Source organism: Thalassospira sp. MCCC 1A02491, from assembly GCF_001613785.1.
In the GTDB taxonomy this organism is placed as follows: Bacteria; Pseudomonadota; Alphaproteobacteria; order Rhodospirillales; family Thalassospiraceae; genus Thalassospira; species Thalassospira povalilytica.
This window is the reverse complement of record NZ_LPVX01000028.1, coordinates 36,250-61,313: the sequence shown is the minus strand read 5'-3', so window position 1 is coordinate 61,313 and position 25,064 is coordinate 36,250. Positions and strand designations below refer to the sequence as shown.

20 protein-coding genes are annotated in these 25,064 nt (G+C 53.0%); 4 read left to right on the top strand and 16 right to left on the bottom strand.

What is annotated here, in order from left to right; all coding sequences use genetic code 11:
- Positions 1-8 precede the first annotated feature (8 nt).
- From AUQ42_RS09310 to AUQ42_RS09285, 6 genes are all read right to left on the bottom strand, one after another.
- Positions 9-1,061: an Ldh family oxidoreductase gene (locus tag AUQ42_RS09310; RefSeq protein ID WP_068518811.1), complete on the bottom strand. Its 1,053-nt coding sequence runs from the start codon at positions 1,059-1,061 to the stop codon at positions 9-11.
- Between the two features lies 1 nt (position 1,062).
- Entirely contained in the window at positions 1,063-2,028 is a 966-nt protein-coding gene (locus AUQ42_RS09305) for a phosphoglycerate dehydrogenase (protein ID WP_068518810.1), read from the bottom strand.
- 2 nt (positions 2,029-2,030) lie between these two features.
- Positions 2,031-2,912: a dihydrodipicolinate synthase family protein gene (locus tag AUQ42_RS09300; RefSeq protein ID WP_068518809.1), complete on the bottom strand. Its 882-nt coding sequence runs from the start codon at positions 2,910-2,912 to the stop codon at positions 2,031-2,033.
- Positions 2,913-2,923: 11 nt separating this feature from the next.
- A complete protein-coding gene (locus AUQ42_RS09295) occupies positions 2,924-4,411 on the bottom strand; it encodes a tripartite tricarboxylate transporter permease (RefSeq protein ID WP_068518808.1) in 1,488 nt (495 codons plus the stop codon).
- Between the two features lie 70 nt (positions 4,412-4,481).
- Positions 4,482-5,438: a tripartite tricarboxylate transporter substrate binding protein gene (locus AUQ42_RS09290; protein ID WP_068518807.1), complete on the bottom strand. Its 957-nt coding sequence runs from the start codon at positions 5,436-5,438 to the stop codon at positions 4,482-4,484.
- A 33-nt stretch (positions 5,439-5,471) separates the two neighbouring features.
- Entirely contained in the window at positions 5,472-5,927 is a 456-nt protein-coding gene (locus tag AUQ42_RS09285) for a tripartite tricarboxylate transporter TctB family protein (protein ID WP_197460821.1), read from the bottom strand.
- A 435-nt stretch (positions 5,928-6,362) separates the two neighbouring features.
- Here AUQ42_RS09285 and AUQ42_RS09280 point away from each other — a divergent pair, with 435 nt between their 5' ends.
- On the top strand, positions 6,363-7,484 hold the full coding sequence (locus AUQ42_RS09280) for an iron-containing alcohol dehydrogenase (RefSeq protein WP_068518878.1): 1,122 nt from the start codon (positions 6,363-6,365) through the stop codon (positions 7,482-7,484).
- A 52-nt stretch (positions 7,485-7,536) separates the two neighbouring features.
- On the opposite strand, the gene AUQ42_RS16105 is transcribed toward AUQ42_RS09280, so the two are convergent.
- The gene (locus tag AUQ42_RS16105) at positions 7,537-7,698 is read right to left on the bottom strand and encodes an AbrB family transcriptional regulator (RefSeq protein ID WP_369813521.1); all 162 of its coding nucleotides are present in this window, start codon (positions 7,696-7,698) and stop codon (positions 7,537-7,539) included.
- A 228-nt stretch (positions 7,699-7,926) separates the two neighbouring features.
- Here AUQ42_RS16105 and AUQ42_RS09275 point away from each other — a divergent pair, with 228 nt between their 5' ends.
- Positions 7,927-9,090: a DUF418 domain-containing protein gene (locus tag AUQ42_RS09275; RefSeq protein WP_068518806.1), complete on the top strand. Its 1,164-nt coding sequence runs from the start codon at positions 7,927-7,929 to the stop codon at positions 9,088-9,090.
- A gap of 76 nt (positions 9,091-9,166) precedes the next feature.
- Here the strand turns inward: AUQ42_RS09275 and AUQ42_RS09270 are convergent, their stop codons facing one another.
- Genes AUQ42_RS09270 through AUQ42_RS09260 form a run of 3 tightly spaced genes read right to left on the bottom strand, consistent with a single transcriptional unit; the run spans position 9,167 to position 12,800 of the window.
- Positions 9,167-10,363, bottom strand: a complete 1,197-nt coding sequence (locus tag AUQ42_RS09270) for an aminotransferase class I/II-fold pyridoxal phosphate-dependent enzyme (protein ID WP_068518805.1) — start codon at positions 10,361-10,363, stop codon at positions 9,167-9,169.
- A complete protein-coding gene (locus AUQ42_RS09265) occupies positions 10,363-11,718 on the bottom strand; it encodes an MATE family efflux transporter (protein ID WP_068518804.1) in 1,356 nt (451 codons plus the stop codon). Before AUQ42_RS09265 ends, AUQ42_RS09270 begins: the two co-directional genes overlap by 1 nt.
- Positions 11,718-12,800 carry a GNAT family N-acetyltransferase gene (locus tag AUQ42_RS09260; RefSeq protein ID WP_068518803.1) on the bottom strand — a complete coding sequence of 361 codons (1,083 nt, stop codon included), beginning with the start codon at positions 12,798-12,800 and terminating at the stop codon, positions 11,718-11,720. Before AUQ42_RS09260 ends, AUQ42_RS09265 begins: the two co-directional genes overlap by 1 nt.
- A gap of 318 nt (positions 12,801-13,118) precedes the next feature.
- On the opposite strand from AUQ42_RS09260, the gene AUQ42_RS09255 reads away from it, so the two are divergent.
- Entirely contained in the window at positions 13,119-15,728 is a 2,610-nt protein-coding gene (locus AUQ42_RS09255) for an amino acid adenylation domain-containing protein (RefSeq protein ID WP_197460820.1), read from the top strand.
- 13 nt (positions 15,729-15,741) lie between these two features.
- The gene (locus tag AUQ42_RS09250) at positions 15,742-17,052 is read left to right on the top strand and encodes a lysine N(6)-hydroxylase/L-ornithine N(5)-oxygenase family protein (protein ID WP_068518801.1); all 1,311 of its coding nucleotides are present in this window, start codon (positions 15,742-15,744) and stop codon (positions 17,050-17,052) included.
- Between the two features lie 62 nt (positions 17,053-17,114).
- Here AUQ42_RS09250 and AUQ42_RS09245 read toward each other — a convergent pair whose 3' ends face one another.
- The 6 genes from AUQ42_RS09245 to AUQ42_RS09220 all read right to left on the bottom strand — a co-directional run bounded on the left by AUQ42_RS09245 (position 17,115) and on the right by AUQ42_RS09220 (position 25,008).
- Positions 17,115-17,678 carry a sigma-70 family RNA polymerase sigma factor gene (locus AUQ42_RS09245; RefSeq protein ID WP_068518800.1) on the bottom strand — a complete coding sequence of 188 codons (564 nt, stop codon included), beginning with the start codon at positions 17,676-17,678 and terminating at the stop codon, positions 17,115-17,117.
- A 226-nt stretch (positions 17,679-17,904) separates the two neighbouring features.
- Entirely contained in the window at positions 17,905-18,696 is a 792-nt protein-coding gene (gene fhuF, locus AUQ42_RS09240) for a siderophore-iron reductase FhuF (RefSeq protein WP_068518799.1), read from the bottom strand.
- Positions 18,693-20,687, bottom strand: coding sequence for a Fe(3+)-hydroxamate ABC transporter permease FhuB (fhuB, locus tag AUQ42_RS09235; RefSeq protein ID WP_231856730.1), 1,995 nt, complete (start codon positions 20,685-20,687; stop codon positions 18,693-18,695). The genes fhuF and fhuB overlap by 4 nt, the downstream gene beginning before the upstream one ends.
- Positions 20,688-20,698: 11 nt before the next feature.
- Positions 20,699-21,526: an ABC transporter substrate-binding protein gene (locus AUQ42_RS09230; RefSeq protein WP_068518797.1), complete on the bottom strand. Its 828-nt coding sequence runs from the start codon at positions 21,524-21,526 to the stop codon at positions 20,699-20,701.
- Positions 21,527-21,654: 128 nt separating this feature from the next.
- Positions 21,655-22,452 (bottom strand): ABC transporter ATP-binding protein, encoded by a 798-nt coding sequence (locus tag AUQ42_RS09225; protein ID WP_068518877.1) that lies wholly within the window; start codon positions 22,450-22,452, stop codon positions 21,655-21,657.
- A gap of 96 nt (positions 22,453-22,548) precedes the next feature.
- Positions 22,549-25,008 carry a TonB-dependent siderophore receptor gene (locus AUQ42_RS09220; RefSeq protein ID WP_068518796.1) on the bottom strand — a complete coding sequence of 820 codons (2,460 nt, stop codon included), beginning with the start codon at positions 25,006-25,008 and terminating at the stop codon, positions 22,549-22,551.
- Positions 25,009-25,064: the final 56 nt, after the last annotated feature.

Below are 25,064 nucleotides of genomic sequence, written 5' to 3'. Positions count from 1 at the left end.
GTTTGCATTTATGATCTGTGTGCAAGAACCGGCGCAATGCCATAATAGTCTGCTTCGGCATTCAGACTGGAAGCGATGCCGGGATATAGCCGAACACCTTCCCTGATGGCCTGTTCTTTGCGTTGAAGGGCTGCTTGTCCGGGCAAACGCACCGGATTGCCGGGATCACGGGGGCGGTTGTTCAGGCAGGCATCACGAAGCCAACTGCTTTGGGCGATAAAGTTATCAACACCGCCAAAGGCATCCGGGTCGTAGACGCTGACGGTTACCGCGGCATTTGTGCCTTTTGGAGCGTCGGCACGACCATATCCGGCAAGCCCCTGCGTCAAAGCTTCGACCGACAGAGCCATGCCGTAGCCTTTTTGGCCATGATCCAGGCCACCGGTTGGCAGCAATGTAGCACCGTCGTCAAGCAAAGCAGGATCGCTTGTTAGGTTGCCTTCACGATCCATCAGCCAGTCATGATCATATTTCCGGCCTTCTCGTTGAAGGCGCTTGCCCATATTCACCGTCGTAATTGATGCCGAGATATCAATCAGAACAGGTTGGTCATTTGTTGGAATACCCCAAGCCACGGGGTTGGGCGTGAAAACGCCGTCAAGTCCGCCAAACGGTGCAACCTGTGCGCCGGACGGTGAAGATGACGCGATCGAAACCAGCATCGACTGATCGGTCGCAAGCGCTAGATAGGCAGCAAGTGCACCGATATGGTGACTGTTGGCAATGGCAATGGTCGCCGTACCGAATTCGCGCGCCCGCTTTATTGCGGACCTAACAGCTTCGCTGGTAAGCCAGGCACCGGGAAGTCTGTGACCATTCCAGCACTGGGCCGCACCGCGGTCCGACACAACTTCAAAGCTGCCGGTGGTTTTCATCACACCGTCGCGTACCGATTGCAAATACCAGGATGTCAGTGCCAGCCCGTGGGTGGTATGTCCCATCAGGTCGGCTTCGATCAGGTATCTGGACACAGCGGCGGCCTTGTCTTCGTCCAGACCGGCTTTGGTAAACAGGTCTGTTGTGAAGCGTGTCAGCTCGGCAACGTCAAAACGTTCAGTCATGCTATCCCCCGAATACTTGCGGATTTAAAACCCGTTTGGGATGTTCGCCGCGCATCAGGCTTTCAATATCAGCGATATTCATCAGGCCGACATTTGCCAAGGCTTCGCTGGTATCAGCCCCGGTATGCGGGGTGAAAACGACGCGTGGATGGGCAAAGATCGGATGGCTGATTTCTGGCGGTTCGACGACATAGGCATCAATTCCCGCACCGCCCAGTCGATTATTGGCAAGTGCGTCGGCCAGTGCATCAAGATCAACAACCTCGCCACGTGCAAGATTAAGCAGGCAGGCGTTAGGTTTCATCCTGGCGAGTTTGGCAGCATCCATGAATGCAGTGTTCTCCGCGCCGCCAAAGATGTGCAGTGATACATAATCAGAACGGGCCAGAAGGCTGTCAATATCGACAAATTCAATGCCGTTGGCATCGGCAAAGGCTGTGTCAGGATAAGCATCCTGGGCGATGACATTCATGCCAAGAGAGCGGGCCTTAAGCGCAAGGGACTTGCCAATGTTGCCCAGTCCGACAATACCAAGCGTCTTGCCGCCGATCTGTGTACCAACAGTTCGGTTCCATCCACCGGAAACCACAGAATTGTGTCCGACGATGATGTTGCGAGCCAGCGCAAACATCATGCCGATGGCGAGCTCTGCCACGGCATCTGCATTCGCACCCGGAGTGTTCAGAACCGGAAGTCCGGCCTTCGAACAGGCGGGAATATCGATATTATCAACCCCGACGCCGTGTTTGAGAACAGCCTTGAGGTTCTTACCCTGTTTCAAGGTTTCGGGCGTTACCGGAACAAGACCGACTACAATGTAATCCGCGCGTTCGATATGTTCGCTAACGCCGCCGTCGGCTTTGGTTGTATCGACACAGCGGATCAATTCCCAACCAAGTTCGGACAGTTTACTGGCTACGTCATTGTGTTTTCCGAAACCGGGGGATGTCGTCAAAACAACAGTCATGATCAGATCCGCCCGTACTTTTTAAGGATTTCGAGGATTTTTTTGTCCTGTTCGGCATCCGGAAGCAGGGCGGGTTGACGTGATGCGCCAACCGTTTCATCCATCAGGTACAAGGCGCGCTTTACCAAGGCGGGCGGGTAGCCCAGGCCGTAAAGGTCTTTGCGGAAATTACCAAAGATTTCCTGGTTCTGTTCGGCTTTGGCGGTGTCGCCGGAATTAAAACCGTCGATGATCCCGGCAAGAATGTCAGGCAGGACGTTACCAAGGCCCGAAATTGCACCTGCAGCACCGTTTTGAAGCGACCAGAGAACCAGATGGTCCGGGCCGGAATAGACATCGAAGTCCGATCTGGAACGTGCGATCCCAAGATAGGCATTCAGGCTTGCATCCGTGCCGCCGGAATCCTTGATCCCGGCAATATTGCCATGTGCGGCAAGTGTTTCGGCTGTTGCAGGCTCAATATGGTTCTGAGTTCGTGGCGGAATGTCATAAAGATAGGTCGGTGTATTCACACTGTCAGCGACAGCGGTGAAGTGGCGAATTAATCCATCCTGGGTGCAGGCGATGAAGAATGGTGTGATGACTGCGATGCCGTCGACACCGATGCGATCAAATTCTTTTGCAAGTTTGATCGTTTCAAAGGTTGCAGGCATTCCGGCATTGACGATGACCTTGGCCTTGCCGCCAACTTCGTCCACCACTTCCTCTGTCAGGCGTACTTTTTCTTCGAATGTAAGTGCAGTGAAATCACCGTTGGTGCCTGCGCACATGATGTTGTTGCCGGCTGCGACCTGACGTTTCACCTGATTGCGCGTTGCCTGGTAATTGATGGTCTCGTCATCATTAAAGCAGGTGACAAGGGCGACATATGCCGATTTGGTCATGGTACTTCCTGTTAGTCAGAGGCTTTGGACTGGCGGCGGTTCTGCTGCATACGCGTGATCAGCGGCCAGAGAAGGGAAAGAACGGTAAGTCCGAGGAAAAGCAGCGTGATCGGGCCTGAGGCAAATTCGATCAGGTTGTCACCCGATTGCAAAAGACCACGGCGAAGATTGGCTTCCATCATCGGCCCAAGGATCAAGGCGATGCAAAGAGCTGCCTGACTGAAGCCGAACTTATGCATGCCCCAGCCCAACACGCCAAAACCGACCATGGTGTATAGATCAACGGGGTTCAGGTTGATGGCAAAGGAACCGATGAAGCAGAAAACGACGATGGTCATGGCAAGCAATTGTCGCGGGATCAGCAATATCCGGGAAAACAGCGGAATAAGCGCCATCCCGAAGATGAACATGAAGATCGTTGCGATAAAGGTGCCGCCGAAAATGCCGATGATGACATCCGGGTTTGTCTGGAACAGCATTGGTCCGGGGGCCAGTCCCTGAATCATCAGGCCGCCCATCAGAACCGCTGTTACAACGTCACCGGGGATACCGAGTGCCAGCAACGGGATCAGTGCGGCGGCACAAACCGCATTGTTCGCACTTTCCGTCGCAGCAATGCCTGGTGCGTAACCGGTTCCGAATTTTTCCGGATGTGGCGAAGAGCGGCGGGCTTCGTTATAGGAAATCCATGAAGCTGTGCCCGAACCGGTGCCGGGAATAATCCCGATAATGGTGCCGATAATCGAGCCGCGAACCAGAGCGTTTTTGCTTTGGCGCATTTCAGAACGTGACGGCCATCTTCCGGTGACATTGCGCACTGGTGCTTCCGAACTTCCCAAGCGTTCCATTTGGGTGAAAACTTCCGAGAGTGCAAAAAGCCCGATCAGTGCAGGCGTGAATGAAAATCCCGACGCAAAGCCGGAAACGCCGAAAGTATAGCGCAAAACACCGGTAATCGGATCCGCGCCAACGCAGGAAATCAGAATGCCAAGAAGTCCGGAAATCGCACCTTTAAGCAAATCGCCCGAAAGGGAGGCAATAATAGTCAGTCCGAACAGGGCCAGAGCAAAATATTCGGCAGCACCAAATTTAAGTGCGATGGACGCCAGTTGCGGGGCAAGGGTGGCAAGGATGACGGCCGCAAACAATCCACCAACAGTCGATGCAATTGTTGCCATGCCCAGCGCTTTGCCGGCCTCGCCACGCTGTGCCATCGGATAGCCGTCAAGAACGGTTGCCGCAGATGCCGGGGTGCCGGGGGTACGCAAAAGAATGGACGACACGCACCCGCCATAGATCCCGCCAATATAGATGCCAATCAACATATTGAGGCCAACAACAGGCGCCATGCCAAAAGTCATAGGGATAAGCAGGGCGACACCCATGGTTGCCGTCAGGCCGGGCAGTGCGCCGATAATAAGTCCCCCCAACGTCCCAAGGGCAATTGTCCAAAGGGTGCTGAATTCAAACAGTTGGGAAAGAGAAGAAAGAACATCCATACAGGCTACTCGTTCGAACCGAAAAGGGACGGGCTTCAGAAAATCTGAAGCCCGTAGTTCGCAGGCTTGATCAGTTATTCATCCCATACATGCCAAGTTCACGCAGGACGGCTTCTGCCACCTTGCTGTCAGAACGGGCACGGGCTTCATATTGTTCGGCATTTTCGTAGATGACGAACTCGCCCATCTCGGCCATTTTGGCTTTGAACTCTTCGTCTTCGACCGTCGTTTTCAGTGCATCACGCAGGAATTTAAGGTCCTCTGCAGGAATGCCTTTCGGGCCAATCAGCCCTTTCCAGGACGACCAGGTGAAGTCGATGCCTTTTTCAACGGCGGTCGGGGTGTCCGGGAAAAGGTCAATGCGTTCCGGCTCCATCACAAAGAGTGGTGAAACGTTGCCGGCCTCGACCTGGGCAAGGGCTTCTGCCGGGGAGGCAACCATTGCATCAATGTGGCCGCCAACGCATGCGGTACGGGCCTCGGACGAGCCACCAAACGGAACAGATTCAATTTTGATGTTGGCTGCTTTGGCGAAGGCTTCGGCAGAGACGTGGTTTGCGCCACCTGCGCCGGAATTGCCGATCTGCGGGGCCTTGGTCTTGGCATATTCAAGGAAGTCGTCAAAGTTATCGAACGGTGCATCTTTGCAGGCAACCATCACCTGGAGGTTGCGGCCGAACAAACCAATGAATTCAACGTTATCGATCTGGTAGGTGGTGCCGCCAAGATGCGGCAGAATTGCAAGAGGTCCCTGTGCCCCTGCGCCGAGCGTGTAGCCGTCGGGGCGCGCTTCAACTGCACCAGACGTTCCGATTGAGCCGCCGCCACCCGGCTGGTTGCGAACAACCATGGTCGCGCCGTCAACGTTACGCTCAAAGCTTTCGGCAAGTACGCGCAAGGACAGGTCTGTGCCGCCACCTGCGGAATAGGGAACAATTACCTGGATCGGACGATCCGGGAAGGCGAGCGCCTGTGTCGAGAACGTCGCTGTTATCAATGCTGCGGCGAGTGCCAATTTCGTTTTCATGTCTTCCTCCGTGATAGAAATTTTGTTTTTTGTTCAGGGCAACCAGACCTTTAGCAGGTGCGTGAAGCCGAGATAGATTGCGCCGGTGGTGATAAGGGGAAAGGCGATCAGAACAACGGGGCGTTTTTCGCCAACCAGATACAGGCCGATACAGAAGGTGATCAGGGTAGATGGCAAATACCCGAGCGGCATGAACGCGGCGGCATAACCAACAAGCAAAATTGTAAACATTCCCATCCGCACAAGCAGTTTACGGCCGGGCAGGTGAATGAGGCGCTCTTCCTTGCTGCTGTTCAGCGATCGAATAATCATTGCAACAGACAGGGCGGCAATCAGGCCGATCATCAACCAGGGCAGAAATGTTGGTCCGGCCACGGTGTTGGTGGCTTGTGCCTTGACCATGGCGGTGCGCCATGCAGCAAAACCACAAAAAGCAAGCAGACCGCTGCCGATATAGATGCTGCTGCGTGATTCGCGAATTGTGTTCACGCTTTCCTCCCTATGTGGGCGTGACAATCAGGCGTGGCATTTTCTGCTTCTTGTTGGAGCCAAGGTTATGGTGCTCTGAAAATATGTCAACTTGTTTTGTTGTTTTTCACGGATTCTTTTTTCTACAAGGTGTTGTTCAAGGGGAAGAGGCGCACGTGCGTTTTAAGTGATAACTTTTAATAAAATTAAATATACCAATAACTTAAATGTATTTCTCCAAATGTTTATGTCGATTTTTCAGGTCGGTGGAATTATCTCAATCAATGAATTTTCCTTAACATTACAAATTGACAAATTTTTCAAATCGCTTTTAAGGTGGGCATCTCGTTCCGTTGGGATATTGCCTGGAATGGCTGAAAATTGCGGTTTTCCAGTGCTGTAGCGGATTGAGGAAATTTTACTTAACAAGTTATGTTCAATTCAAAGGATTCGAAGATGCTTAACCTCTCGCGTCAGATCGAAATACAACGTCCCTCCATGCTTCAGTTTGGTGAAGGTGCCGTGTCGGTGTTGGCGGGCTGGGTCGAAGCATCGGGCTTTAAAAAGCCGTTTGTTGTTGCAGACAGGTTCAATGCCGCGCGTCTCGATATGCTCGGACTGGGGCGGGTATCGGTATTTGGCGATGTCGAGCCGGAGCCGGATGAGCATAATCTGGATGCCGCGATCAAGGCGGCCGGGGATTGCGATCTGGTCATCGGGTTTGGTGGTGGATCAGCCATGGATCTGGCAAAGCTGGTTTCTGTTTTGGTCGGGCGGGAGCTGGAGTTGTCCGATATTTCCGGCCCTGGACGTGCGCCTGTGCGTAAGGTCGGTCTTGTCCAGATTCCTACCACGGCAGGGACCGGGTCGGAGGTGGGGACGCGTGCACTTGTTACGGACCCGGCCAGTTTGAACAAAGTTGCAACCGAAAGCATCCATATGCTTGCCGATCTTGCGATTATTGATCCGCTTTTGACGGTTTCTGTTCCGGCTGCGGTTACGGCAGCAACCGGTGTTGATGCGCTTGCGCATTGCGTGGAGGCCTATACGTCGAAACGTGCGCATCCACTGATTGATGGTTATGCCCTGCAGGGTATCGAGCTTGTTGGTAAATATCTTGCCCGTGCGGTTGCGGATGGTTCGGATATTGAGGCGCGCTCTGGTATGGCGTTGGCGTCATTTTATGGTGGAGTCTGTCTTGGTCCGGTCAATACGACGGCAGGCCATGCCGTTGCTTATCCGTTGGGAACGCGTCACAAACTGCCCCATGGTTTGGCAAATGCCTTGATGTTCCCGCACGTGCTTGCGGTGAATGCGCCTGCGGTTCCGGAGAAAACCCAAAAGATTGCGGCCGCCCTTGGTGTTGCCGGATATGGCAGCGTTGACGCATTGCGTGACGCAGTTTGTGATTATTGTGCGTCGCTGGAGATCAATATGGCAATCGGTAGTCACGGTGTGCCGGAGGATGACCTGCCTCGTATGGCCGAAGAGGCGCATGCTATTCGCCGTCTTTTGGACTGGAATCCGGTTGATTTGTCCAAAGATGATATTCTTCAGCTTTACCGGGTTGCTTATTGAACGCGACGGGGAGGCTTAATAATCATGCCTCCCTTGGGTGCTGCCTGCGCTGTTACTGTTTAAGTCGTGATAGTGCAGTTGCGCCTAGGACGACCATCGCAATGCGACTGATATGGCACAAGACGACGAAGGAAACTTCGATATTCAGCGCGAGGGCGACCAGACTCAATTCGGGTAATCCGCCCGGAGAAAATGCAAGGAAAATACCCTCGATCGGGATGCCGATTTCAAACCAAATTCACTTTCTCGCTCTTACATATTCAACCTGCTTTAATTCTATCGACCTTCAATTCAATGGCTTAACTAGTTTGTCGAAAATCGGGGTAATGGGATTTTTTGTTCAGCGTGGATAAGCGGTGCAGAAGCCTTTCTTGTCATCTGAACTAAATCAGTTGCCAAACGTCTTTCCAATAAGAGTTCCAATCAAGAGGAAAGACGTAAGATGCTTCAGCAACGCGAGTCATCAATTGACGCCCTTCGCGCGTTTGCCCTGTTCGGGATACTTGTGGTCAATTTGCCCTTCTTTGCGATTACGTTCGGTTTTGCTGGTGGGGCATGGCAGGACGGGGATCCGCTTTGGTTGAATGTGCTTGCCGCGAGCGTGATCCAGGGATTGTTTGAAAGTAAATTCATCCTGATTTTCTCGGCCCTGTTCGGGTTTGCTGCGTTACAGCAGTTCAAACGATATGGGGTCGGTTTTTATGTTCGGCGGCTTTGTGTGCTGGCAATGTTCGGCGTTGTGAATCTGGTATTCCTTTTCGAAGCAGACATTTTGCTGCCCTATGCGGTGATCGGGCTGCTTTTGTTGAGTGTTCGGCATATGTCTGTTCGTGGGCTTTTGGTTTGTGGTGTTGCTCTGTGGGCGATGGCTGTGCTTGGCAATGCGCTTTTCGGGGTGAACCTGACAGTGAACCCGTCGCCTTATGTCGTGCCGGAAATACCGGTTTCGGTAGTTCTGGCCACAGGCAGTTTCGCCGATGTAATGGCGGTACGTCTTGAGAGTTGGGCCGGTTTCCAGCTTTATTGTCTTTGGAGCAACTATCTGCTTGTTGCGGCTGCCATGGTCTCGGGCCTTGCTGCCGCGCGGTTTTGTGATGAAAACGGCTTTGATGCTCTTGTTGGCAAATTACGCACCATTGCGGCGTTTGCCGCCTTTCCGGGAATTGCTGGAAGCCTTTTTTATGGGGCGCTTGCATCGCTGCCCGCAGTATTTGAGCCAGAACGATTCTTTATGATGACACTGGTTATGCGTCCGCTGTTTGCGGTGCCATTGTCCATTATTCTTGTCGCATATGGTCTTTTGGCTTTTCGTGCAACGGCTTGTCGCAGTTTGGTTGCATTCATTGCCCCGGCCGGTCGCATGTCGCTGACAATCTATTTGGGGATGTCTTTGGCCATGGGATTGGTGTTCCTTGGTTACGGTGCCGGTATGCACAATCAGGTTCGTCTGGCTGATTGTTTGTGGATTTCAGTCGTGATGTATCTGGGCTGGATCGTTTTTGCCAAGTTTTGGTTCCGCTTTGCATCACGCGGACCGCTTGAATTGATTTTGGCCGCTCTGACAAGGCCGAATTCGCGACAGGGAGTTGTGTCGGTTGGCAGTTAAGCGGCAAAAGTCAGAAATGCAAAAGGGCGCCAGTTTGGCGCCCTTTATTATTAGGAGCGTGGCACAAGCCTTGGCCTTAACTGGTTACCCCGGCATCGATTGCCTGTTTTAAATCTGCGAGAAGGTCAGACGGGTTTTCCAGCCCGCAGTAAATGCGCACAAGTTGCGGATCCAGCTGGAAATGACGAAACGCACTGATTTCATATTTCTGGTGCAGTACAGCCGCCGCGGGAACGACCAGACTTTCAGGTCCCCCCCAACTTACGCCTAACCTGAATGTTCGAAGGGCGTTGCTGAAATTCCGAATGTCGACCGTCTTATCAAGAATGATGGAAAACAGGCTCGAATGGCCATGTAATGTGCGTTTCCCGGAATGGTCACTGAACCCGGTATAGAGCACTTGGGAAACCTTAGGGTGCTGGGTCAGGCTTGTGGCCAAATACTCGCCGGTTTGAGCGTGTCGTTGCATGCGCAGCTCAAGTGTGTCGAGGCCGCGGAGCAAAAGCCATGCTTCAAACGGACCGAGTTTTCCGCCGAGATAGGGGAAGGTTGAACCGTTGATTTTATTGATCAGGTCCTTTCGCCCGGTGACGACGCCGGCTACCGTGTCGCTGTGACCAGACAGGAATTTCGATGCGGCATGGATGACAAGATCGATACCGTGGTCTGCCGGGCGCTGAAAAACCGGTGTGGCCCACGAGTTGTCGATAACGGTGATCGCGTTTTTCTGCTTTGCAGCTTGGGCCAGGTTTTCCAGGTCCTGGAGCTCAAATGTCAGAGACGTCGGGCTTTCAAGGAACAATAGTTTTGCACCTGAAATGGCGTCAATTACGGCATCTGTCTTGGTGCCATCGACATAATCGATGGCGACCCCCATTGGTCTGAGCATGGTTTCAAAAAGTCGATATGCATCGGAATAGACATTGTGAACGGTAACGATCCGGTCTCCCGGTTCGACAAGTGCCATGACAGTTGCACTGATTGCCCCCATCCCGCTTGCAAAGGCGCGGGATGCTTCGGTGTTTTCCAATCTTGCAATTTCCCGTTCAAATGCCATTACGGTGGGGTTGTCACCACGCGCATAGATGGGACCACCAGGATTTCCGGCATAGGCATTCGCCATGTCGTCAAAGTCGCGAAATGCAAATAATGACGTTTGATAGATCGGCTGGGAAACCGCCCGGAAGTGGCGCTCGTAGTTGGGATCAAATGCGCCGTGATGCCGGGGCTCGTGGTCTTGCAGCGAAAGTGGCTTTGAAGGTAGCTCGTTCATTATGAAAGCTCCTTGATCAAGATTGTTTTGCGATCAGAAAACGTCAGAGAAACAGCAAGGAGTGCCGTCAGGCCGGCCGCAAGCGCAGGTGCCATGACAATTCCGTCCAAGCCAAATGCCATGGGCAAAAATAGAGCTAGCGGTATTTGAATGTAGCCCTGTGGTGCCATGCTGACGATGGCTGCGCGCCGCGCATTGTGAGCAGCCTGAAACCGCGATACCATTGGTTGATAAATGCCAACGAACGCGATTTGTATGGCAAGGATATCGAGCAGATGCGCACCAAAGGTGATCAATTCCGCTTTGCTGACGAAGGCCGCAATCAACCAGTCCCCGAACAGGAAGGCAATAACTGCGCAGGTCATCGAAAAGCCCGCGCAATAGAGAAGGATGCCCTTAAACACGGCTTCAAACCGTGCCTGATTACCTGCACCCGCAGCGTAGCTCAGGATCGGTTGCGCACCCAGGCAAAAGCCGATGATCGGAAGAATGGCAAGAAGCACAATACGTAACGAGATGGCCAATCCAGCCAGTTCTTCTTCGTTGCCATGCGTGGTGGCGGCCTGCATCAGAACGGCAAAGCATATTGATGCCAGAATGGTGGTTGTACTGGCTGGAATGCCAAGCTTGCCAAATGGTATTAGGGCTTTGCGCCAAGAAAGTGTGCGAAGGGCCCCGGCATCGGGATGTATTCGGCCAAGGCGTCTTTTGAAGTAATAGACATACGCACAAAGGGCCGCGATCTGCGAGATGATCGTTGCCCAAGCCGCCCCTGCCACCCCCAAATCCAATCCGAAGATAAGGATCGGGTCCAGCACCATGTTCAGACCAAACGATCCGAGCAAGGTATACATCGAAAACCGACTGTTACCTTCGCCGATTGCAATGAAATCGCAAACGATCTGCAACAGCACCAACACAGAGCAAGCCCCGAGAATTCGCATGTAAATGGAAGCTTCGGTGAAAACCTCGTTGCGCGCACCGAGCAGATGCAGAATTGGGCCGTTAAACAATGTGATCAGGATGGCAACGGCAACACCAAAGCCAATGGCCAAAGCCAAGGCAAGGGACGCGCTTCTTGCGGCATCATGGACATTGTCCCTGCCAAGAGCGCGACCGATTTCGGTTGAGGCCGTCAAACCCAATCCGTGCCCGATTGCACCGACCAGCATGAAACAAGGAATGGATAAAGTTACCCCCGCCATCGCACTAAGTGCATATTGGGAAACAAAAAAGGCGTCGACGACCTGATTGATAGCATTGATCGAAAGCCCTGCCACAGATGGCAGGGCCAGTCGCAGGATCAATCGCATGATCGCCGGATCATTCAGGTTCGGAAGAGCACGCTTTCGCATCAGGAAGCATCCTCATCGCGGACAAAGTCCGGAACATACAGCCGGTCATCAAAGAAGCGTTCGCGCAGCAACATGACAAGAAGGGACGTCTTGTGTGGGAAACGAACCTGTTTAATGCCGGCAAAGCCCGAACGCAGAAGGTTGCGGATTTGCTGATTGTGGCCGGCATCAGGTTCGCCAACAATGCGCTGCGTTCTTGGGTCATCAAGGAACATGTAATGCATCAGAGACGGCAGCCATGCGGTCAGATATTCCTTGCCGCGAAATGCTTCTTCACCAATTGCAACATGCCAGCCGCGATCAAAGTCATCTGCATCATAATGTTCGCCAAGGCGATCTTCTTGTGCCCAGTAAAGCTCGAAATACCCGAACGGGATATCGTTGAAATAACCAATAAGCGGTTCGGTTCTGGGGTCATCCAGTCGGCTTTGGATGAAGGCTTTGTGCTTTTCCTCTGAGCCGGATTCTTCCCAGAAGACATCGACGCGCGGGTCGTTCATCCATTTATGGAAGCACCCGAGATGACGCCGGATATCCGCGCGTTCGAACCGGATTGTTTTGTCAATCCAGGGGATGTGACGCGCATAAAGTGTGTGCGAGGCACTTGGACGACGGACTGGATGACGACGTCCGTTGGTTGACGTGTAACTCAAAGGGAGAGGGTCGCGTTCAGGATGAGCCAACCAGTTCAGCGTCAATTGATAGAGATTGCGTGAACTGACAACAAGGCCGTTATTGGAATGAGAGATCAAACCGCTGCGAACCATGTTCGCTGTCCATTCCGGATCCAGTTGCGGGGGAAGTTTGATTTCAGACCGGGAAGGATGCGCAATCAGAAGCGCCTCACCCAAGGCAGCTAAACCCTGGGCATCCAGAACGTTCAATGTCAGGCTTGCGACATCATCAAGGATGATCTGGTTTGGTGACAGGGTGAAATAGAAGTCGTGATTTTCACTTTCACCACATAGCTGAATATGTCCGTTCTCGATGGATGAGCGCCATTTTCCCGCGTTCTGAAAGTGCGGAATTTCCAGTTTTCGGGATGAGTTTTGAGTTGGCGTTTCTAATGCAATGACATTCATGTCCGGATCTCCTGATGTCGAAGTTTCCAACCCGGTTGGGTTCGTTAAGTCGCTGTAGTCCGGACGGATGAGGGGATGCGAAGTTCAGGTGCATTTTTTCGGTTCGAGATGCAGAAACTTCTGAACTTGGCGCGCGACGGTTCGTCTTCGGTGCAAATGCTTGAAACTTGCTTTGCCAACGTGGAGACGACCATGAATGGTTCTCAGGCGGTAAATGCCGCGTCCTTAAACCCATCAAACGAACCGATGTCAAAGCCCGGATTTCGTTCAATTTCAGACGATGCTGTTGGTTTGCCATGGGCGGTGGAACCCTGGGGAATGACGGGATATCCGCATCAAGTCATTGACCGTTTTTGTAGTGACGATCCCGACCGCCCGGTCATCCTGACAACAGATGAGGTTTGGTCACGAAAGCGCCTGAAACAAACGTCAGATGCGATTGCATGCGCCTTGATTGCCAAAGGTGTCGGGCGTGGTGATGTTGTTGTTGTGGCGCTTCCGAAATCGGCAACGGCGATTGCCGCCATTCTGGGTGTCTGGAAGGCGGGCGGGGCCTTTGTTCCCGTGGACCCACAGCACCCCGAGACCAGAAATCAGCACGTATTGAAAGATTGCGGTGCACGTTATGCTGTTACCACCGGCAGGGATTTGACGGTTCTTGGTCAGCAGGTGCTTGACGTTGTTCTTGTCGATGAGCTTGACATGTCGGAAGCCGATTTCCTTGCCGTCGCCCCGCTTGCCGATCAGCTTGCCTATATTATCTACACGTCCGGTTCGACTGGTAAGCCCAAAGGGGTCATGGTGGATCATGGCCCGTTGATTGACCATCTGAATGCTACCGGGCCGATCTATCTGATGGATGAAGATTCGCGAGAATTGCCGTTTCTTCCATTTTCATCGGATGGCGGTCATGAACGCTGGATCGTGCCGTTGATGGCAGGTGGCAGTATTTTGTTGCCTGACCAATTGCTTTGGACGCCGGAAGACACGGTTAACGCCATTCGCAAACATGGGGTGACCCATGCTTCATTTCCGACCAGCTATGTCCACGAGTTGGCAGGATGGCTTCGCGAGAAAGGTCAGACTCTTGATCTGACACTTTGTTCCTTTGGCGGTGAAGCGATGCCAAAGGAAACCTTCAACCGGATTGCGCGGGCCATCAATTCTCGTTATCTGATCAACGGTTACGGTCCGACGGAAACCGTGATGACACCCATGTTGTGGCGTGTCGATCAGGACCGGCTTTGTGAAACCGTTACAGCCCCGATCGGAAGACCGGTCGGAGATCGTTGGGCCTATATCCTGGATGCGGATGGCAACGCGGTCGCACCCGGCGAAATCGGTGAGATACATCTTGGCGGCTATTGTGTTGCGCGTGGCTATAACAACTTGCCTGAAAAGACCGCCGATCTGTTCATTCACGATAATTTTGCGCTCAATGATCATGCACGAATGTATCGCACCGGTGACTTGGGCCGCTTCCTTCCCGATCGCATGATCCAGTTTGCCGGACGGGTCGATGATCAGGTTAAAATTCGTGGACATCGTATCGAACCGGCAGAAATTGAAACAGTTTTGCGCGGCTTTGATGATGTTGCCAACTGTGTCGTCATCGCGGCTGAAATTGCTTCGCGGTTGGAACTGATTGCCTATGTCGTGCCGCGTTCCGGAGCATCGGTTGATACGCGGTCAGTTCGTGCGCGTTTGCAGGACCTGCTGCCAAGCGCCATGGTGCCTGGTTACATCATCGAAATGACGATGTTGCCGCTTAATGCCAATCATAAGGTCGACAAATCACAATTGCCGCTGCCGCGTCGCGAGGGGGCCATAACCAAGCCAGCCAATGACGACGAGTCCGCTTTGCTGGAAATTTGGAAATCCGCGCTGGGTCTTGATGAAATCGGCGTGACCGATAATTTCTTTGAGATCGGCGGGAATTCGATAACTGCCCTGCGTGTATTGGCAAAAGTTCGTGATCGGTTTCCTGAACGTACCGCTGAAATTACAGACTTTTTTAACTTTCCGACCATTCGAAGCTTTTTGTTGGCGCTGTCTGAACCCGACTGCAAGCCGGGCGCGGATATCGTGCATTTGCAGCAAGGCAAGCCCGATCAGCCGGTTCTTTATTGCTTCCCCGGGCTGCTTGTCAGCACGCGCGAATATATGAAGCTGGTGAAAAGCCTGGGCGAGGATCAGTCCGCTGTGGGCTTCATGTGCCACTCGCTTACAGACAATCAGGAACTTGATGTTTCGGTCACCGATATCAGTTCGCGTTATGCAGAGCTGGTTTATCGGGAAGCGAAGGGACGCACCTGCGCCTTTCTGGGGTGGTCCTGGGGTGGTTTGCTTGCATACGAAGCTGCGCGAATGCTGGGCAACGACATCGATTTGCGCGTGATCGGGATGGTCGATGTCTGTGACATGGACGATGATTTTGATCTGAACGCACGGCCAAAATTCCAGCCGGGGCAGCGGGCCGAGATTGAAGGGCGCATTCGGGCCTGGTTACAGAAAACCAGGATGCGCGAAGAATGGGAACGGCTTTTGGCGCTGATGGATGACCTTGCCTATGCGCAGTTTGTTCATTTTGTGGGGAAAAGCGAATTCGGGCTGCCCACGGACGGGCCGGGGATTGGCACGCGCGAACATACGTTCTGGGTGTTAATCGATAATGCCCTTGTTTTCCGCCGTCACGAACTTCGGCCCTATGACGTGCCGATTGCTTCTTGGCTTGCCGGCGATACGGTCAGTCGAAAACTTGATCTGATTGATTGGCAGTCACTTTCACGTCTTGCCGAGGCCCCTGAACATATTCCCGGAACGGATCATCTGACCATCATCGGTGATCCAGCATTCCACAAGCGGTTTGGCAAACGTTTGACGAACGCTTTCGCACAACCAGCCGATATTAAGTTTTCAGGCAAATAGAAGGACTTGAACGATGGATAAATTGGATCTTGTCGGGATCGGAATTGGTCCTTTCAATCTTAGTCTTGCTGCGCAGCTCGACGGGGTTACGGATGTGTCTTCAGTCTTTCTCGAGCAACGTTCAGAATTTGCCTGGCATCCGGATATGATGCTGCCCGGTGTCGAGCTTCAGACGTCGTTTCTGAAAGATTTGGTGACGCTGACCAATCCGACCAGCAAATGGTCGTTCCTGTCTTACATGGTCGCCCAGAAACGCATGCTTGATTTCATGAACGCCGATTTCGCTGCTGTGCCAAGGCGGGAATTCGCAGCTTATCTGAAATGGGTTGCAGACCATCTGGGTGGTTTGGCCTTTGACAGTTCAGTTCGCGAAGTCACGTTCGATGGCCAGGACTTTAAGGTTCGCACGGATCATACAAGTTACGTCGCGAACAATCTTGCCATTGGTGTCGGCAAGCCAGCATTTGTTCCGGCCTGGGCGCGCCAGTTGCCCAAGCATAAATGCTTCCACACAAGTCAGGCAAAGTCGAATTTGCCAAAGCTGCGCGGCAAGAGAATTGCCGTCATTGGCGGGGGGCAGAGTGGTGCTGAACTTGTGGAGTATCTGCTTGGTGGCAACATCAAAGATGTTGAAGAAGTTCTCTGGTTGTCGCGGCGCGACAATTTCGAACCTCTTGATGATACTCCTTTTGTGAATGAATATTTCACCCCCGGATATGCCGATGTGTTCGCAGGTTTGCCGGATGCCTGCAAACAGGATCTGATGTCTCGACAAAAGCTTGCCAGTGATGGTGCATCGCTTTCGACGCTCAAGTCGATTTATCAACTGCTATACCGGCAGCGTTACCTGCAGGAGGGCAATGTTGCCGGCCGGCTCCTGCCGCAACGTGAAGTCTTTCAGGTTCAGCAAGATGGCGAAGCAATGAGGATTGCTGCCCGGAACGGGCTCAATCAGGATGTCGAGTTCTTTGATGCGGATGCGCTGATTCTGGCAACCGGTTATGAAACGACATTGCCGGAATTCATGGCGCCACTGCGTTCACGTCTGGAAGTGGGGGCATCTGGTGCGTACCGTCTGGATGCGGATTTCCGTGCCCAATGGGATGGACCTTCGGACCGCAACATCTTTGTTCAAAATGCCGGCAGGATCGACTTGGGGATATTTGAGCCTCAATTAAGCTTGATGGCTTGGCGAAGTGCCAAGATTGTAAATGCACTGACAGGCAAGAACGTCTTTAATCTCGATCAAAATCCGCCGATTGTTGACTGGGTTGCCGGAAGTGGTGACCTGGCTGGTGGTGCCGTCGTGCAAGCGTGGGGCTAGGGATTGCAAACTGAAATCTGCGGCCTGTTCGACGTGGGGAACAGGCCGCAGATCGCTAAACCTTATGCCGGACGTGTCAGTTCTACATTATGAAGAGCCTGACGGCATCGCTGATCGGCCTGATGGATATATGCGCAAACAGATGCTTTGGAGACGCCGATATCCTTTGCTATGACGTTTTGTGCGAAACCATCCACGCGGTGACGGTAAAATGCAGTGCGTACGTGCGATGGAAGTTCCTTCAACGCGTTTTCAATGATGCGTAGGGCTTGGCAACCACTTAGGCGTGCCTCCGGGCAGTTGGCGTTTCCAGCCGGACAAAATTCGGTTTGGTCACTGTCAGCGAAAAGAGTGCGTTCGAACGTAATTTGGCGGACCTTGTCGATTGCCATGTTTCGTGTAATTCGCGTAATGAAGGCACTTGGTGTGGTGACCTCGTCATCGATCTTTGCTGTAAGCAGTTTGGCATAGGTATCTTGAACAATGTCATCCGCCAGATGGGGGCATTTTACGATAGATCGCGCCACGCGTCGCAATTTCCCTTCTTGATTTTTGGCGATGGTTAGCAAGGCTAGTCGTTGAAGTTGGCCTTTGGGAAGTGGATCAGTTTGGTTCGCTTGATGCATTTCCAGGTGTCTCCGTTGGTTTGCTCGTTAGTGAAAATAATAGTCACTTGCAAATCTGGGACGTGGTTTGCACTCTCCACTGGGTCGATCACCATTTGTCATTCGGACGGATCTGACGCACATCAGATCCGTCCGTTGTTCATATGACGGGATTTTCGCAGAGACTCAGTAAGGAATTCTGCAGTGCGGATTTATGCCGCAGGAAAGCAGGATACCTAATGGACATCTAAAGTTTTGCCAGCGGGCAGGTAGGGCAAATGTCGACGGATGTCAGCAGGTAGCGAAGGCAACAGACGCGTCTTGAGGGACTGCCATCCTCGGATTGTTTGGTGCTATATGGATTTGCCATCGGGTTTCGATTGCCATCAGGTCGCTTGGCATCGCTGATCAATGGCAAAAGCGATATCCGGGTGTTTTTCAGGACATGTTTCTCAACGTAAGAAACAACAACACCGATATTTGACCAGAACACTTTTGGTGAGACCTTTGACGATGCAGCCAGTGACGCAACCATCGGTTCGAGATGGCCGTCAATCAGGCTTTCAAGATGTGTCCAAGGATCAGGTGCAACTGACTGGTCTTTCATTTCAGATAATTGCCAATCTCGAATGTCGAAGCCTGTAGGGCATTGATTATCATCTGTTTTCAGGCTGACGAAACCGGGCTGAAATGGGAGTACGACTTCGCCCGCCGCGGCCATAACCAGCAGCGGGGATAAAAATATTCCGAAATACCATTGTGACCACATCGAAATGGCAGCCCGGCGATCATCATTCGGATATTTTGCCTGGCAATAGTGATCAAGAATTGGTGCGAGACATTGAGGATCGTGAAGTGCGAAGCAGTCAATTCCGTTGCTTGGCGCGGCCAGAATATGATGTCGGTCACCGAGCCCCTGATAGGGACCCTGAAACAGGTCGGTCTTGATATTCGACAGTACGCGGGTGATAGATGCATCGCCGACGGAAGAAGAAGCGTTGTTTTCAGAACCGTTCTGGAGGGGAAGCGAGTTCATCATGGTGCACCTCTTCCGATGCGTAAAAGCAGCCAGACCATGATTGGTCCTGCGATGATGGCCGCCATCAGTCCGGCCGGGATTTCCCAGGGGAAGAATAACATCCGCCCAAGCCAGTCAGCAGCGATCATCAAGGCAGCCCCGATCAGTGCTGCCCCGATCATATGCGACAATGCATGACGCAATCCGGCCAGTTTTGCCAGATGTGGTGCAATCAGACCCGCAAAGCTTAGGGGGCCGACCAATAAAGTTGCCGCCGCTGTAAGGATTGATGCAAACAGCAACATCACCCCGCGCGAGAGTGAAAGATCGACACCAAGGGACTTTGTTGTCACCGGCCCCAATGGAAACAGGTTAAGCCAACGGGCAAAGGCTGGCAGGACGGGCAAGGAGGCAACCGCGATGCCTGCCAGTATCGTTGCACGGTCAAATCCAAGGCCGTAAGTAGACCCGGAACTCCATGCCAACAGGCGTGTTGCACGGGGATCACCACCGGCCATCAGAAATGCGATAAATCCGTCAAACAATGCGCTAATCGCTATACCTGCGATCAAAATTCGTTCCGGTGCATAGCCGGACTTGCGGGTGAGCGCAAAGATCGCCCCCAAGGTGATAAAGGCGCCAATCGTTGCGCCCGCGATTTGCAGCCAGGCCGTTGGGGCATCCATCGAAAACACAACCGCGATCATCCCGATTGCCGCGCCTGCACTGACGCCAAGGCTTTCGGGACTTGCCATCGGGTTTGCCGTCATGCGTTGTAGCACGGTACCCGCAATCGCCAGCATGGTCCCGGCTGCCATCGCACCGAGAATACGCGGACCGCGCCAAGGCCAAACGGTTTCAAGCGCGCCATTCCATTGAAGTTCCCAGTCACCGTGAACGTCACGACCGATCAAGATCGCACCCGTCACCACCACGAACACACCAGTCAGAACAAGCAAATGGTTTCGAAGGTGACCCCGGTCAGCTGTGCTGACGGCGATCGTGTTTTGTGGCGGTTGTGCGTCACTTCGAAGTTGCCGGATCAGGATGATCAAAAGCGGGCCACCCAGAATACCCGTCAGGGCACCGGCTGGTACCAGTGTCCCGATATATCCCGATAAAACCTGCACACCCTGGTCTGCGGCACATAAAAGCAAGGCGCCAAAAACCGCAGACATCATAAGTTTTGTTCGTAATCGCCTGATGCCAAGCATACGTGTGATGGCCGGACCGGCCAGCCCGACAAATCCGATGATGCCAACTGCGGCAACAATTGTCGCCGTTAGCCAACACCCGATCAAAAGACATAGCAGTCGCAGTCGCGCTGGCGATGCGCCAAGGACGGTTGCCTGATGATCACTGAGATTAAGCATCTCAAGCGGGCGGGCCAGGGTAACTGCAATTGCGGCGCCCACCATGACCTTTACGGTCAGTGGTTCAAGGATATACCAACCGTCTTGGGTAAGGTCGCCACTTCCCCATATAAAAAGACTTTTGAGCCATTCATGGTGGATGATTGCCAGCGCAGTTGTCACTGCCCCGCAATAGAGCGCGATGATCATGCCCGTCAGGATGACGATCAACGGCGAAAAGCCACTGCGACGCGCCAAGGCAAAAACCAGAAATCCGACACAGAGGGCGCCCAACAGTGCGATCGTATCCTGACCAATGACGAGTGCGCCTGGCACATAAAGGGTCACCAGTGTCAGCGCCAGCTTTGCGCCGCCCGCAAGCCCCAATGTAGACGGCGATGCCAAGGGGTTCTTTAACGTGTGCTGAAACAGTCCACCGGCAATCGCAAGCCCGGCACCCGCGACAAGCGCAATCAAAAAGCGGGGGACCCAGCCCTGAGTGAGCAACAATGATCGCGTATCGGATCCGCTGGCAAGGTCGATTATTTCGGTCGGATTCAAGCTGCCGACCTCAATGTCGAGCGACAGCAGGGTTAACACAGCTGAAAGGATGCACAGCACAGCCGGAACCGCATTTAGTTGGATGGGGTGTCTTCGCATGGCTTGGCTTGTCATGATGCGAATTCCCCATGATCTGCACTTTGCGCTGTCAGACTGCTGGCAAGAAGGTCCGCAAACCGCCCGGCGGCATAGAGCCCGCCGAATGTTGCAACTGGTGGCATCGTGATCAGTCCAAAGCGCTTGATGGAGGGGAGCTCCGAAAGGATCGGGCTATATTGAATGGCACGGTCAACAGTGTCGGGAACCGGTTCGATCGCGATGAGAGCTGCGCCTGAATATTGCGCGATCTGATCAATTGTTACGGTGGCAAAACCCCAGTGATTGGTGGGACCTGTCCAGGCATTTTTGATGGGAAGTCGATCAATTACATCCTGCATCAGGCTGTTTTGCCCATAGACGCGCATATGGCGCGGCGAAAGCATGCTGGTGACAAGCACCGAGCCGGCCCGCGACGTGGTCAGCCTGCTGGCCGCCTGATCTATCTGACTTTGGGTATTGGAAATCAGTGTATCGGCAGCATGTGGGTGCCCCGTAACGTCAGCAATTTTTCGTGCCGCTGCCATCGCATTCAGGAAGGGTGTTTTCTTCCTGTCATAAATGTCGATTTTCTCAATCGGGGCCAGATCGGAAAGACTGGCATACTGGTTTGCATAGAAACTGCTGGTCAATATCAGGTCAGGCTCAAGTTGCGCCAATCTTTCCAGACTTGGTTGAAAGCGTGCCCCAAGATTGATGACGCTTTCCGGAACTTCCGGCTTCTGAACCCAGGCGCGATAGCCAGGCACATCGGCCATGGCCAGTGGAACAATCCCCATGGCAAGTGCGGTTTCAGCAATTGCCCCATCGGCAATGACCAACCGTTTGACAATGTTCGCCATAGCAGGATGTGCGAAGGTTGCAGGCAGAATTGGCGCGAGCGTTGCGAAGGTGTAGGCACCTGTAATGCCCTTGAGAAAAAGCCGCCTGGAGTATGCGCGATGGTTTTCATGCATTGAAATTGTCCCCATCACACATTGGCAAGGGCAATCGGGTGCCCGTGGGCAGGGTGGGGATGCACCAGCATATCCATACCAAAGATGGTGCGAAGCATGTCTGACTGCATGATTGTTGAAGGCGGCGCATCTGCAATCAAATGACCGCCTTTAAGAGCGACGATCTGATCGGCAAATCGGGATGCCAGATTGATGTCATGCAAGACCGCAATAATGCAAAGGCCATCCTGTTTGCAAAGCTGTTCGAGTAAAAGCAGGATTTCGTATTGATGCGAAAGGTCCAATGCGGAAATCGGCTCATCAAGCAAAAGACAGGGGGCTTGCTGTGCAAGTGTAACCGCGATCCAGGCCCTTTGGCGTTCGCCACCTGAAAGGGTGTTGACCGCGCGTTTGCGAAGCGGGCCTAGTCCAGTCAAAAGGATAGCGCGTTCAATAGCTTGTTTGTCATGTTCGCGCAGGCGGCCAAACGGTCCATGCCATGGGTAACGTCCAAGCGCAATCAACTCTTCGACGGTATAATCCGCGCCGTGCCCCGGGTCCTGTGCAAGATAGGCAACGCTTTTGGCAAATTCGCGCGCACTAAACTGTTCCACGTCATTCCCGTCAAGCGTGACAGACCCGCTTGTTGGTTTGTTCAATCCGGCGAGCATTTTAAGTGCGGTGGATTTTCCGGACCCGTTATGTCCGACAATCGCCGTCAGGCAGCCTGCGCGAAAAGTCACGGATATGTTGTTAAGGAGTGTCACACCCTGGGCCGTTTCAAAGCAGGCCTTTTGCATTCCAAGGACAGCGGGACGATCAGATATATCCATGGCCATAATTTGCTCTCGATAAACGCAGAAAATCCGCGGTGAACGCGGATTGCGAGATTGGGTCCGGGGCGCAATCGAGCGCCCCGGAATATTCGGTTACCAGTCGTATTTCAGAGTTGCGGCGATGGTCTGTCCTTCGATCTGGTAGCAGTAACCGTTGTTACAGATACTGGCATCGTTATCGGCAAGGTTGGTGCCGTTAATCGCAAGGGTCAGGCCTTCAAGCTTGTTACTAAGTGCTGCAAAGTCATAGCGGATTGCAGCATCAAGCAGCGTATAGGGCTTGTTCTTGCTCGTGTTGGTATAGTTGGCATAGCTTGAGTCGGTGTAGCGAACACCGGCACCAAAGCCCCATCCATCAAGCGGGCCTTCATTGAAGGTGTAGTTTGCCCAAGTGGATGCTGTTTTTTCCGGTGTTACGAGCGGGGTATTGCCGCGATAGGAACCTTTGACGATTTTGGCATTGTTGTAGGAAAGGTTCCCGACCAGGCTAAGGTTCTCGGTTACATTGGCGCTGCCTTCGACCTCAAGGCCACGCGTTTCCAGTTTGCCGATTGAATCATAGTACGAACCGATAGACCCGCTATAGCCAGCATAGCGTGCGACATTGTCCTCGGTCAGGCGATAGGCGGAAACCGTGAAGAAGCCATCAAACCCGACTGGCTCGAATTTGATTCCGGCCTCATACTGCTCGCCCTCGGTCGGGGTGAGCATTTTGCCTTCGGAATTCTGACTGGTACTTGGCAAAAAGGACGTACCCCAACTGACATAAGGCGATATGCCGTTATCAAAGGCATAGAGCGCACTGAGGTTAAAGGTCGTTGCCGTGTTGTAGTCGGTCGAACCTTTATTGGTCAGTCGGCTGATACGTTTGCGTTCAGCATAGTCAAGCCGCACACCACCATTCAAATGCCAGTTGCCAAGTTCAATCTGGTCCTGAACATAGATGCCGGATTGATTGTAGGTTACGTCATCAAATGTTGTGTAGGCTGGTGTCGTGCCGGAAATCGACCGGTTGGGATCATTGAGATAGAAGATGTAGTCACTGAGTACACCGCTTGAACCGAAACGGTAATCCGACTTGGAATACATCAGATCAAGACCGGTCAGGACTTCGTGTTTGGCATCGGCGGTCTCGAAAGTTGTGATGACCTGGTTGTCGACCTGCGCGCTCCAGAGGGTTTCCTCAACTGCCTGTGCTGCGCGATGGTATTCCGTATTGGAGTTCTTCCAGCCGCCGCCGGTCACGCCGCCGGTCAGGTAGCGTGCCTCAAGATCGAAATACCCGAAGCGCGCTTTCTGCGCCAAAGTGACAGGCGCGTTGTTTAGGTCATGGGCCAAGTCATAGCCGACTTGGAACTGATCCTGCTTCTGGTAGTCGTAATCCGCGTCACTGGTCCGGTAATCAAGGATCGCGCCATTAAGGTTCAGAAGGGTTGCCGAGGCATCCGTTTCGTCATGCTGGAAAAGGGTATAGATGGTCAGATCGGTATCCGCGTTGGGTTGCCAACGAATTGTTGGCGCGAACATTTGCCGATCATCCTGAATTTCGTTGCTGGTTTCGCCAAAGCGCGCCATGCCAACAAAGCGTGATGCCCAGGTCCCGTTTTCTGTCAGGCCAAGATTGTAATCAAATCCGCCTTCGTATGAGTCGGTGTTGGTGACGCGGCCATAGACATTGTTTTTTGCACCAAGGTGGGGGCGTTTGGTAACACTGTTGAGCAAGCCACCCGGTGTTGATTGCCCGTAAAGAGCCGCGGTGGGACCCTTAACGATTTCAAGCTGTTCAAGGCTGTAGGGTTCGGTGCGAAACGTCGCATAGACGCCTGTCATCTGGCGCAGGCCGTCACGGTAATCGCCATAAATATGCACAGGGTAGCCACGAACATAAACCTGATCAAAGCGCGGATCATATCCGTAATTGTTGGTTGCTACCCCGGCGGTATAAGCAACTGCATCTTCGATGCTGGCAACGGCGCGGTCTTCGATTTCCTGGCCTGATACGACGGAAATACTTTTTGCTGTTTCAATCAGGGCTTTGCTGGTTTTTGTACCTGCACTGCTTCGCGTGGCGACATAGCCATGTGCGAGGTCCTCTGAGTCCTGGGCGTTTGCTTCGACATAGACCGGGTCAATGACGTTTGCTCCGCTGCTGTCTGATGTTTCCAGCTTGGTAAGGGAAACCGTATTCTTGCCAGTAAAGCGATAGCTGACGCCACTGCCGGAAAGAAGGATTCTCAATGCCTCGGCAGGGGAGTGTGTGCCGTTAAGGGCCGTGCTTTGCAATCCGGCAACCCGATCGACATCATAAAAGAGTTGCAGATTGGTCTGATTGGCGAAGGTCAAAAGCGCCTGATTAAGGTCCTGAGCCGGGATGGAAAAATCGATTGCGGATGATGTGTCACTTTGCGTTTCTGTATTTTGCTGCGCGGTTGCAGGCGTCGATACCCCGGCAACAACAATACCCGCAGCCAATGCGACCAAGCTGACGCTATGTGCCAGACGATGGCCAAACCCGTTTACCAATCCGGCTTTGCCGGTTTTTATTACCTGCATTACGCAGACCCCCATTCTCGAAAGTTTTTCCGTAACGCAAATGATTGTCATTTGCT

Excerpts from the sequence above, each read along its gene's own strand:
- AUQ42_RS09310 (WP_068518811.1), bottom strand. The coding sequence starts at position 1,061 with ATGACTGAACGTTTTGACGTTGCCGAGCTGACACGCTTCACAACAGAC.
- AUQ42_RS09305 (WP_068518810.1), bottom strand. The coding sequence starts at position 2,028 with ATGACTGTTGTTTTGACGACATCCCCCGGTTTCGGAAAACACAATGAC.
- AUQ42_RS09300 (WP_068518809.1), bottom strand. The coding sequence starts at position 2,912 with ATGACCAAATCGGCATATGTCGCCCTTGTCACCTGCTTTAATGATGAC.
- AUQ42_RS09295 (WP_068518808.1), bottom strand. The coding sequence starts at position 4,411 with ATGGATGTTCTTTCTTCTCTTTCCCAACTGTTTGAATTCAGCACCCTT.
- AUQ42_RS09290 (WP_068518807.1), bottom strand. The coding sequence starts at position 5,438 with ATGAAAACGAAATTGGCACTCGCCGCAGCATTGATAACAGCGACGTTC.
- AUQ42_RS09280 (WP_068518878.1), top strand. The coding sequence starts at position 6,363 with ATGCTTAACCTCTCGCGTCAGATCGAAATACAACGTCCCTCCATGCTT.
- AUQ42_RS09275 (WP_068518806.1), top strand. The coding sequence starts at position 7,927 with ATGCTTCAGCAACGCGAGTCATCAATTGACGCCCTTCGCGCGTTTGCC.
- AUQ42_RS09270 (WP_068518805.1), bottom strand. The coding sequence starts at position 10,363 with ATGAACGAGCTACCTTCAAAGCCACTTTCGCTGCAAGACCACGAGCCC.
- AUQ42_RS09265 (WP_068518804.1), bottom strand. The coding sequence starts at position 11,718 with ATGCGAAAGCGTGCTCTTCCGAACCTGAATGATCCGGCGATCATGCGA.
- AUQ42_RS09260 (WP_068518803.1), bottom strand. The coding sequence starts at position 12,800 with ATGAATGTCATTGCATTAGAAACGCCAACTCAAAACTCATCCCGAAAA.
- AUQ42_RS09255 (WP_197460820.1), top strand. The coding sequence starts at position 13,119 with ATGACGGGATATCCGCATCAAGTCATTGACCGTTTTTGTAGTGACGAT.
- AUQ42_RS09250 (WP_068518801.1), top strand. The coding sequence starts at position 15,742 with ATGGATAAATTGGATCTTGTCGGGATCGGAATTGGTCCTTTCAATCTT.
- AUQ42_RS09245 (WP_068518800.1), bottom strand. The coding sequence starts at position 17,678 with ATGCATCAAGCGAACCAAACTGATCCACTTCCCAAAGGCCAACTTCAA.
- fhuF (WP_068518799.1), bottom strand. The coding sequence starts at position 18,696 with ATGATGAACTCGCTTCCCCTCCAGAACGGTTCTGAAAACAACGCTTCT.
- fhuB (WP_231856730.1), bottom strand. The coding sequence starts at position 20,687 with ATGCGAAGACACCCCATCCAACTAAATGCGGTTCCGGCTGTGCTGTGC.
- AUQ42_RS09230 (WP_068518797.1), bottom strand. The coding sequence starts at position 21,526 with ATGGCGAACATTGTCAAACGGTTGGTCATTGCCGATGGGGCAATTGCT.
- AUQ42_RS09225 (WP_068518877.1), bottom strand. The coding sequence starts at position 22,452 with ATGGATATATCTGATCGTCCCGCTGTCCTTGGAATGCAAAAGGCCTGC.
- AUQ42_RS09220 (WP_068518796.1), bottom strand. The coding sequence starts at position 25,008 with ATGCAGGTAATAAAAACCGGCAAAGCCGGATTGGTAAACGGGTTTGGC.